The sequence below is a fragment of the Vibrio sp. 10N.286.48.F5 genome (assembly GCF_041469785.1).
In the GTDB taxonomy this organism is placed as follows: domain Bacteria; phylum Pseudomonadota; class Gammaproteobacteria; order Enterobacterales; family Vibrionaceae; genus Vibrio; species Vibrio crassostreae_C.
Genome location: NZ_JBFRLG010000062.1, coordinates 1 through 10,471, shown reverse-complemented (window position 1 = coordinate 10,471; position 10,471 = coordinate 1). Strand labels below are relative to the sequence as shown.

The 10,471-nt window shown below is 45.6% G+C and carries 7 protein-coding genes; 5 read left to right on the top strand and 2 right to left on the bottom strand.

The features are described from left to right. Positions 1-1,929: VCBS domain-containing protein (locus AB4185_RS21690; RefSeq protein WP_372135922.1), on the bottom strand; the 1,929-nt coding region annotated here is incomplete at its 3' end. A gap of 233 nt (positions 1,930-2,162) precedes the next feature. On the opposite strand from AB4185_RS21690, the gene AB4185_RS21685 reads away from it, so the two are divergent. The 5 genes from AB4185_RS21685 to AB4185_RS21665 all read left to right on the top strand — a co-directional run bounded on the left by AB4185_RS21685 (position 2,163) and on the right by AB4185_RS21665 (position 9,772). Further along, the gene (locus tag AB4185_RS21685) at positions 2,163-2,627 is read left to right on the top strand and encodes a hypothetical protein (RefSeq protein WP_017064449.1); all 465 of its coding nucleotides are present in this window, start codon (positions 2,163-2,165) and stop codon (positions 2,625-2,627) included. Positions 2,628-2,726: 99 nt separating this feature from the next. After that, entirely contained in the window at positions 2,727-4,169 is a 1,443-nt protein-coding gene (locus AB4185_RS21680) for a TolC family protein (RefSeq protein WP_372135924.1), read from the top strand. An 11-nt stretch (positions 4,170-4,180) separates the two neighbouring features. Next, positions 4,181-5,923, top strand: coding sequence for an efflux RND transporter periplasmic adaptor subunit (locus tag AB4185_RS21675; protein WP_372135921.1), 1,743 nt, complete (start codon positions 4,181-4,183; stop codon positions 5,921-5,923). Next, entirely contained in the window at positions 5,920-9,063 is a 3,144-nt protein-coding gene (locus AB4185_RS21670; protein WP_372135920.1) for an efflux RND transporter permease subunit, read from the top strand. The genes AB4185_RS21675 and AB4185_RS21670 overlap by 4 nt, the downstream gene beginning before the upstream one ends. A 106-nt stretch (positions 9,064-9,169) precedes the next feature. Further along, positions 9,170-9,772: a copper-binding protein gene (locus AB4185_RS21665; protein WP_372135919.1), complete on the top strand. Its 603-nt coding sequence runs from the start codon at positions 9,170-9,172 to the stop codon at positions 9,770-9,772. Between the two features lie 96 nt (positions 9,773-9,868). Here the strand turns inward: AB4185_RS21665 and AB4185_RS21660 are convergent, their stop codons facing one another. Further along, positions 9,869-10,126 carry a hypothetical protein gene (locus AB4185_RS21660; RefSeq protein WP_065583933.1) on the bottom strand — a complete coding sequence of 86 codons (258 nt, stop codon included), beginning with the start codon at positions 10,124-10,126 and terminating at the stop codon, positions 9,869-9,871. Positions 10,127-10,471 lie beyond the last annotated feature (345 nt).

The window sequence follows — 10,471 nt, the reverse complement described above, 5'->3', positions numbered from 1 at the left end:
TTTATCGCCGACGTTCAATTTATTAAACGCGCTGTTGGCGGTGAACGCCCAATGACCATTGACATCAATGGTGAGGTCGCCATTTGTGCCTGCAATGGAACCTGGCGTGAAGGTATTGTCTGGGTTATCCACGTCAGTACTGGTTAGCGTACCTGAAGCCGTTACCGCTCTGTCGGTTTCATCTATACTGACCGTTGCTGTACTGACCGTCGCTTTATCGTTGGTGCCATTGATATAAACATTAAGTTCAAATACCGATCCATCTTTTGTATGTATTTTAAAGCGCTCGGTTAGCGTGTCGCCATTATTCAGTTGTTCTATATTCGGATTGTTATTGTTAGCAATGTAAGACCAAGTGCCTTGACTCGTAAGTTTTAATTCGCCATAAGCCCCATGTAGATTCTCAGGCAAAAATGTTGATTCGTTGAAGTCTTTATCATCAACATGTAATTGACCGCCGGTATGTAAATGGCCATTTTGCACATTTACATCCTCATATATGGTTTTCCCCAGTCCCGAAGGAGGTGCACTAATATTTGCCTTTGAGGGGAGGTGTGGAGATTGACTGCTTACTACTGGATTATCATTAGTGCCTCTCACGTTGATAGTTACGTTGTGAGGTGTACCGTCGGCAGAGTGAACAGTGACGATGTCTGTCGCAGTTGAACCTTGGCCAAGTCTTTGAACTACTGGGTTATTGTTGTCTAAATTGTATGTCCACGCACCGTCTTTGGTGATGCTTAGCGTACCGAAATTGCTAGTTACTTGTGATGCCTGAAAATGATCTTCTCCAAGATCAGAGTCCGTTACCGAAAGCTGCCCTTGAACTTGTGTCGTTAAATCTTCAGTTAACGTGCCAGCATCCACACCCGTAATTACGGCATTGTCATCGTTGCCACCTATTGTCATATCGATCGTTTGCGGTGTGCCATCTTTGGTGTGAATTGTGAAACTTTCATGCAGTGAAGTGGCTGCGGTTAAAGCTTGAACATTAGAGAGCGAGTTATCAACTTGATACTGCCAATGTCCATCAGCATCGATAGTTAATGAACCATATTTACCTGAGATAACTTCCGGCGTAACCGAACTTTCATTTTGGTCAGGGTCTATGACATCGATTTTGCCGTTCGCATGTAACAAGCCTTGTGAATCAATATTGTGATCTTCTGTTACCACACCTGTTAAGTCTCCAGAAATATTTGGCGTGTCTTGCTTACCTGTTACCGGTATCTGAACAATGATGCTCGAGCCATTAGATAGATGTAACGCAAAATGATCAGTACATGGTTGGTGCTGGTTTAACAGGATGTATTGAGGAGAATTTGGATTCAATACGAATGTGTATTGACCATTTGCATCAACATGAAGCTCTCCGTACGTACCTTTTATGACTTCTGGCATAAAGGTGACGGGTAAAGCGGGTGTCGTCGGCGCATTTGAATTAGTCGGCTGACCGTTACTTCCTGAGGAGATAGTCGGCATCGATACCGAAGGAATGTAATGGACTTGCGGGTGAGAAAGCGTCGACAAATGATGAGAAGGAACCAAGTTAGAGCTCGAACCATGGGCGGCATGACTTGCACTTAAGGTTGAGTTTACGTCGTTGTCACTCGCCTGAGCGTCTTGGAGAGCAACCGCTGATGAGTCCGCCTTGCTATGGTCATCGGTGACATCTTTTTCGGTCACGTTATTTGCGGTTACTTGATCTGCAGCGTCGCTGGCATTGTCTATACTTTCTGCAGCAGCGTGTTTAGCCAATGATGGCAAAATCATCATGAGTGACTGAAAAAGTGGGATATTCACTTTTAGATGTGAATGCAGTCTGCGCTTCTTTTTTTGTGTTGGTTTCTTTTGTTCTAGCTTGTTACTTTTCTTATTTTTGATTTCTGTATTTTTCTTGTTTGCTTCGACGTTTTTTTTGTTAGCCATTTTTATCATCCGTGAATCGTGGTTGCACTATCTTAAGTAAAATACACAGATAGAGGTTTCGCTAGCTAATTGGATAATTTTTAAAGAAAAAACTGCAAAGTCGAAGAATTATCTCATTTTGATGAAAGAGAGGATGAATACTTTTTCAACGGTCAGGCAAATATCGGCACAATGGCATTGACCTTACCCTAAGGGTAACGTTTATAGTTGCGGTGTAAATTCAAAGGTAAGCTATGACAAACACATTCCGAAAAACTTGGATTATTGTTTTCAGCATCATTGCGATGTTGATGTCTAGCTATGCCTCAAGCTCCTCAGCCTTGATGACTGAAGTAATGATGATGGAAATGGGGTCGAGCAAGTCGGCTTGTTACCACAGCGATACTTCGGTTAATGATTCAATGGCGGGGTGTCATGTGATGAGTGAAGAAGTACACGCTGAAGACTCTAACATGAGTGCCCATGCTTTGATGGCTCAATGCGATATGTCTTCAATGAGCGAAGACGGTAGCTCGATGATGGGTAACCATTGTTCGAGTGTCGATTGCTGTGCCTCAATGTGTTCTGCAAGTCCCTATCCAATTCAGGCTGTTCAAGCCGTTGATCAACTTTCCTTTTCATTAGCTCGTTTTCAATCGGTCACGATTGGCCAGAAAGTCGCACGCGCTCAATCTTTGCTACGCCCACCTTCCGCATAAATCTATATCTAAAAATACAGCTATATCAGTTAGATAAATCTGATAAGCCATTCTTTTTTATGCGCTAATTAGCGCTAGATATGGACATTCATTGTGAATATGAAACCAACAACCTCTGTGTTTGTCATGAACACGAGCTTAGTGGTTGCTGCTGCCTTGCCTATGGCCTTGTTTTCAAGTGCTACGCTCGCGGCTACCACGGCGTCAGCTTCAAATGCTCAACACATTTCAGCACATGACCAAGCAAGCTCGACGCAGCAACTCAATACACTGATTGAGATTGCTTTAAGCGAAGATGGAAATCGCAAACAGTACTTTGCTCAGTCTCAAGCGATGCGAGAAACGGGCATTGCCAACTCGACCTTAATGGATCCTAAATTAAAAGTTGGATTTGGCGGTTTGCCTGTCGATAGTTTTCAATTCGACGAAGACCCGATGACCAATATATCGGTAGGGTTGATGCAGCAGTTTGAGCGTGGCGATACGCTTAACCTTCAACAAAAAAAGGCAGGCCAACAGGCTGATGCTTTAGCTTTGCAGGTGCAAGCAAGAGAATTGACGGTTGCGAATAGCATGACGCAGCTTTGGCTTAAGTTAGGTTATCAGCAAAAGGCTGAGTCGGTGATTCGTCAAAATCGTCGTTTGTTGGTTGAGCTTGAAAACTATGTACAAACCAATTACTCGATTGGTAAAAGTGAAGCGCAAGATCTGCTTAACGCTCAGCTTCAAGTGAGTAAGCTTGATGAGAAACTTCAGGCAAACAAGCAGGTTCAGCGCCGCTTAATCTCTCAGCTTTCTGAATGGTTGGGTTCTGATTGGCTAGGCTCTCAGGTTCTTGATTCTCAGGGCACACTGAATGCAACTAACCAAATCGATTGGTCGTTGTTGGAAAGCAAATTAGCGACCAATATCGATTCAACCAAGCACTACCAGCTACTGACTGACCATCCTTTGGTTAAGATCTCCGATGTCAGTATTTCCTCCAATCAAACTCAGGTCGAGTTAGCCGAGCAAGCTTATACCCCGCAGTTTGGGGTGGAAGTGATGTATGCACACCGTCAAGCCAATAACATGGCGGGTGAACCTGCTTCTGATCTGGTGAGTGCTTATCTGACAGTCGACATCCCGCTGTTTACAGGGAGCCGACAAGATAAGAACTTATCGGCTGCTCAGTATCAAGTTGGTGCGGCCAAATCTCAAAAAGACACCTTACTTTCCCAAATGAACGCGCAAGTGAACGCATTGCTGGTGGACAGATCAAATCTGATCCAGCGATTAGATCGCTATCAAACGTCCTTGCTTCCTCAAACCGCAGCCCGAATCAGCGCGGTTGAGAGGGGCTATCAAAACAATACCGCCCAGTTTAACGATGTCATTTTAGCAACGACCGATGAGCTGGCGCTTCAGTTAGAGCAACAACGTTTGATCACCGACCTCAACATCGTTAACAGCAAACTGGCGGCGTTAGTCAGTGGGTTTGAATACCAAGTAAACCAACCACAACTCAGCTCAAGCGCAACTAAACACACAGCCAATCAATAAGGGAATAGACAATGAGTACAGTAAAAGTAGCAACAATCGCTTTATTGGTCGGTGGTGCATTGGGTTTTGGTGTGAACCATTTTCTAATTAATCCAACACATAACATGTCAGCAATGGCAACGAGTACAGGCGCAGATGTAAGTAAACAGGCCAGCGATGAGCCTTTGTATTGGGTAGCTCCGATGGACCCAAATTATCAGCGTGATAAGCCGGGCCAGTCGCCAATGGGGATGGATCTTATCCCTGTGTATGCAGACGATGTGAACGGCGGAGCTAAAGATAAGCCCGGAACCGTGTTTATTGATTCTTCCGTGGAAAATAACCTTGGCGTGAAAACCGCACAAGTCACACGAGAAGCGCTATCACCGCGCATTGAAACCGTGGGTTATGTGGCGTTCGATGAAAGTACATTGTGGCAAACCAACGTAAGAGCAGCTGGTTGGGTTGAGAAGCTCTACATCAACGCAGTGGGTGAGAAGGTAAACAAAGGTGATGTACTTTTCACACTCTATTCTCCAGAGCTTGTTAAAGCACAAGAAGAGTTGATCAGTGCTTATAAAACGGGTCGTAAAGGTTTGATCAAGGGCTCGACTGAACGCTTGGTCACCCTAGGTGTAGATAAAGCGCAGATACGATCCATCGCTCGTAAAGGGAAAGCCTCGCAAACCATCGAAATCAAAGCGCCTGCGGATGGTGTCATCGCTAGCCTGAATATTCGAGAAGGTGGTTATCTTTCACCTGCACAAGCGGTGATCAGTGCTGGCCCATTAGGCGAGGTATGGGTTGATGCTGAGGTGTTTGAGCGCCAAGCACACTGGATCTCATCAGGCAGCAATGCCGAAATGACGCTAGATGCCATTCCCGGCAAAGAGTGGTTGGGTAATGTCGATTACGTTTACCCAATCCTTGACCCAAAAACTCGAACCTTGCGCGTTCGTTTGAAGTTCTCCAACCCAAATGGCGAGCTTAAGCCAAATATGTTTGCCAATATTGCGCTGAAACCCATCAGTGATGAAGCCGTTCTTACTATCCCAAGATCTTCGGTGATTCACTCCGGTGGTATGACTCGAGTGGTGATGTCAGAAGGTTCTGGCAAGTATCGCTCTGCTCGTATTGAGGTTGGTCGTGAAGCTGGCGAAAAAATAGAGGTGCTTCAAGGGCTAGAGCAAGGTGAGAGTATTGTCACTTCTGCACACTTTATGTTGGATTCTGAATCGAGCCAATCAGCTGATCTGTCACGCATCAATGGTGTTGAGGAAGAAGCGGAAACCGTATGGGCAAACGGTGAAATTTCCGATGTTATGCAAGGCAGCCGTATGGTGACGATTAACCATCAGCCTGTTCCAGAATGGGATTGGCCGGGCATGGTGATGAATTTCACCTTTGTGGAAGGCTTGGACATGAGTGACGTGCAACGTGGTAAGGCAATTGACTTTGAGATGAGAAAGACAGAGTCAGGGCAGTACGAGGTTGTGGATTACAAGGTGAACAAACACAAGATCGCTGGCGAAGTTTGGGTAACGGGTGACATCACTATGTTGATGGCAGATTTTGGCATGATCACCGTAAAACATCAGCCAGTCCCTGAGTGGAATTGGAAAGCGGGTGAAATGAATTTCCAAGCCAGTGATGACCTTGATTTATCTGAGTTTTCCGAGGGTCAAACCATTCGGTTTCTAGTGGCGAAGCAAGGTTCTGATTATGTGCTCAAATCTCTCGAACCGACGAATAGCACGGGTGAGGGCGAACTATGATCAATGCAATCATTCGCTGGTCTATTAGCAACCGCTTCTTAGTGTTGGTTGCTACTGTAGCCATCGTATTTGGCGGCTTATACAGCGTTAAAAATACACCTGTCGATGCCATTCCTGATTTGTCAGATGTTCAGGTGATCATCAAAACCAGTTATCCGGGGCAAGCCCCACAAGTGGTCGAGGATCAGGTGACCTATCCATTGACCACCGCCATGTTAGCTGTACCGGGTGCTGAAACAGTTCGTGGCTACTCGTTCTTTGGTGATTCCTATGTCTATATCATCTTCAATGACGATACCGATATGTACTGGGCGCGTTCACGAGTGTTGGAGTACTTAAGCCAAGTTGCACCTAACTTGCCATCGAGTGCCAAGCCAACACTAGGACCCGATGCAACCGGTGTGGGCTGGGTTTACAGCTACGTGTTGCAAGATAAAACAGGTCAGCACGACTTAGCGGAACTTCGTAGTTTGCAAGATTGGTTCTTGAAGTATGAGTTGCAAACCGTAGAAGGTGTGTCTGAAGTGGCGACCGTTGGCGGCATGGTGAAGCAGTATCAAGTACAGATTGATCCTGCCAAGTTACGTGCTTATGACCTAACACTTCAACAGGTCAACAAGGCGATCCAAGATGGTAATCAAGAAACAGGAGCGTCTGTTGTCGAGATTGCCGAAGCCGAGCACATGGTTCGTACGACGGGTTACCTGACAAGCATCGAAGACATTCAATCTCTGCCGTTAAAAGTGACAGACAAAGGTACACCGCTACTATTAGGTGACATTGCTGACATTAACCTCGGCCCGCAAATGCGTCGTGGTATCTCGGAGCTCAACGGTGAGGGTGAAGCGGTTGGCGGCGTTATCGTGATGCGCTTTGGTGAAAATGCCAGTGAAGTGATCGATTCGGTTAAATCCAAGCTTGCGGAACTGCAAGCAGGCTTACCTGATGGTGTCGAGATTGTCACGACTTATGACCGTTCTACTTTGATTGATTCAGCCGTTGAAAACCTTTGGAAGAAGCTGGCTGAAGAGTTCATCGTGGTCGCCGTGGTGTGTGCGCTGTTCTTGTTCCATATCCGATCATCACTGGTTATCGCGCTAAGTCTGCCTGTTGGTATCTTAGGTGCATTCATTGTGATGCATTGGCAGGGTATTAACGCCAACATCATGTCTCTTGGCGGGATCGCGATTGCGATTGGCGCCATGGTGGATGGTGCCATCGTAATGATCGAGAACGTTCATAAACACATTGAACGGACTCCGCTTACTGACAAAAACCGTTGGCAGGTGATTGGTAAGGCAGCAGAAGAAGTTGGCGCACCGCTGTTCTTCTCTCTGATTATCATTACCTTGAGCTTTGTGCCTGTGTTCGCGTTAGAAGGCCAAGAGGGCAAGATGTTCTCGCCACTTGCCTTTACCAAGACGTATGCGATGGCGGCAGCGGCAGGTTTGGCTATCACGCTTGTGCCTGTGCTAATGGGTTACTTCATTCGCGGCAACGTGCTACCTGAACACAAAAACCCAGTAAACCGCAGCCTAGTGGCGATGTATAAACCGCTTCTGAACCTCAGCCTAAAGTATCCAAAGGTGATGATTGTTATCGCACTTGGCTTAATGGCGTCTGCTTATTACCCAACCAGTAAACTTGGCAGCGAGTTCATCCCTCCTTTGGACGAAGGAGATTTGATGTACATGCCAACCACGTATCCGGGTATTTCAATTGGTAAAGCGCGTGAGTTGTTGCAACAAACCAATAAACTCATCAAAACCATTCCAGAAGTCGAAACCACGTGGGGCAAAATTGGTCGAGCAGAGACAGCAACCGATCCTGCACCACTGACTATGATTGAAACGGTTATTCAGCTTAAACCAAGAGATGAATGGCGTGACGGTGTCACTACTGGGTCGCTACGAAAAGAGTTTGATGATCTGATTCAATTCCCCGGTTTGACTAACGCATGGGTTATGCCAATCAAGACTCGGATCGACATGTTAGCGACCGGTATTAAAACGCCAATCGGAATCAAAATAGCAGGGCCAGATCTGAGTGTTATAGAGGACATTGGCTCTCAGCTCGAACCTATCTTAAATGGTGTTAGCGGTACGGCTTCTGTGTATGCCGAACGTGTGGCTGGTGGTCGCTATGTCACGATAGATATCAAACGTCTTTCTGCTGCACGATATGGCTTGAGCATTAAAGAAGTGCAACAGGTTATTTCGACTGCGGTTGGTGGCATGAACGTGGGCGAAACCGTTGAGGGGCTAGAGCGTTACCCAATCAATGTCCGTTACCCACAAAGCTATCGTGATTCTGTCGTTAAGCTGCAGAACCTGCCGTTAGTGACACCTAATGGAGCGCGAATTGCTTTGTCTGATGTCGCGGATATTCGCTATGAAGATGGGCCACCAATGATTAAGACGGAGAACGCGCGTCCTAATGGCTGGGTGTTCGTTGACATCGAAGGTCGCGACCTTGGTTCTTATGTGGCAGAGGCGCAAAAAGTCGTTACAGATCAAATCGTCTTGCCTGCCGGATATTCACTGGCATGGTCTGGTCAATACGAATACATGGAGCGCGCCAAAGAACGTTTAAGTGTCGTTGTGCCAATTACCATCGCCATCATCATGTTGTTGCTCTATCTAAGCTTCCGCCGTGTCGGTGAGGTGATGATGATCATGCTGACATTGCCACTCGCGATGGTTGGCGGCCTATGGCTGATGCATATCCTCAATTACAACTTCTCGATTGCGGTGGGGGTGGGCTTCATCGCGCTTGCCGGGGTTGCTGTTGAGATAGGCGTCATCATGTTGGTCTACCTAAACCAAGCATGGCACTACAAAAAATTGGATGTGGAGCAGAACCAGCAAGCACTTCAGAGTGAAGACTTAACGGATGCGATTCGTGAGGGTGCAGGACTGCGTGTTCGCCCTGTGATGATGACAGTACTTACCGTGATCATTGGCCTCATTCCAATTATGTATGGCGAGGGAACGGGTTCTGAAGTGATGCAGCGAATTGCCGCGCCGATGATAGGCGGAATGGCTTCGGCATTGTTGCTTACCCTACTGGTGCTGCCTGCAATCTTTAAGCTCTGGAGACAGCGTGAGATTACGCATAGCCAAAACGAGACAAACAAATAACGTATTGATTATTAGCCCTTACTTGCCAAAAAAGAGTGGGTAAGGGCGTACCACATGAACATGTGAAACTAACAAATGAATAACTGAATTAATCTAAGGAACGATCATGAAAAAGACACTTATTGCGATTACACTGACGTTAACTACTTCAACGGCTTTTGCTGAAATGGACCATTCAAATATGGACCACTCAAATATGGATCACTCGATGATGAAGAGTGGAGAGATGGATCATTCAAAAATGGATCACAGCATGATGAAAGGTGGAAAGATGGATCATTCAATGATGATGAACATGGACGGTATGTCTGAAGTAGGCATGCCTGCGACGGGTGCAAAACCGGATAAAGTGGTTCATGTTTTACTAAGTGACGATATGAAAATTACCTTTAAGAACAAGGTCGAAATTGAGCCGAACGATGTTGTGCAGTTTGTTGTGATGAACACGGGCAAGATTGACCACGAATTCTCGATTGGTTCTGCCTTAGAGCAGCTAGAGCACCGGGAAATGATGAAAAACATGGGTAATCACGATCATGACTCGGGCAGCACAGTGACAGTTAAGCCGGGCAAAGCGAAACAGATGCTTTGGCATTTCCATGGTGATAATAACGTAGAGTTCGCGTGCAATATTCCTGGTCACGCTGAAGCGGGTATGGTGAAGTCGTTAACGCTTTATACGTTAATCAATAGCGCTTTGTTGAATTAGAAATTCAATGAGGGCTAGAAAATTAAAGATAAGTCTTAACTTATACCTAAAGCGTTTTGCTGTGAGGGATTCGCTGAGGCTTATCTTTATTTATAGTCACTGTAGCAAGATAGAAGTTTCAAGCAGATGGTGTGCTTCGCCGCTCAGATGCGGTAGCTCTGCCATGATCTTTTTAAACTTGTCATCGATTGACTCTGCTTCATTCAGCGATCGAAAAGCCAGTACAGCCTGTTCAGGCTCGCTGTTCACATAACCTTTCAATGTATCTAGCTGAATTTTATTGGCATTTTCAACTTTTGCTAGCGCGACATTAATTGCTTCGATGCTAATTGTTAACTCATTGCTTTTAAACATTTTTTATTATTTATGGGTTGTTGCTAATGCGCGCACATTAACACAATGATTTTTGCAGATATTGACCAAGATTATTAAATTGGAACAATTTTGAAAATCATTAAAAGCTGAACTGCAATGTGTGATTTGGATAGGTGTCAGAAATACGAAGCGAATTAAGGAGTTAATAGCTTTGGTTGGTCACTTAGCGTCGATTCGTCAATCTAAGCTTAAATAAAATAAGTTTAGTCAGTATAGATTTAATGATTATGGACTTAGCAAACGGCGAAAATTTTTGAATAGGGTGTCGCTGGAAGAAAGTGCGTAATGAAGCTTAAGGAGAAGTTGGAGCGTGCAGCGGGAATC